The sequence below is a fragment of the Streptococcus suis genome (assembly GCF_002960445.1).
Classification (GTDB): Bacteria; Bacillota; Bacilli; order Lactobacillales; family Streptococcaceae; genus Streptococcus; species Streptococcus hyiners.
The window spans coordinates 1-269 of record NZ_POJD01000043.1 but is presented as its reverse complement, the minus strand read 5'-3'; the positions used below and the strand labels follow the sequence as shown (position 1 = coordinate 269).

The window sequence follows — 269 nt, the reverse complement described above, 5'->3', positions numbered from 1 at the left end:
CAAATGATGGCTTGAAAATTACTGAGGGTGGAACCTATATTTTAACTGGTTCAACAACAGCTGGTGTAACGGTTGAAACAGATGCCAATGTTCGCATCATTCTAGCAGGTGCTGAGATTTCAAGTTCAGATACAGCAGCAATCAATGTTATTAATGCTGACAATGTTGAATTGGAAATCAAAGATGGTACGACGAATACAGTGAAAGATACCAGCAATCATACAGACACCAATATTGAAGGGGCTATCCATGTTGAAGCTGATTTGACC

Annotated in this window: 1 protein-coding gene; it reads left to right on the top strand. The window is 39.4% G+C overall.

The genetic code is table 11. The features are described 5' to 3' along the window. Positions 1–269: carbohydrate-binding domain-containing protein (locus C1G53_RS00225; RefSeq protein WP_153046623.1), on the top strand; the 269-nt coding region annotated here is incomplete at both ends.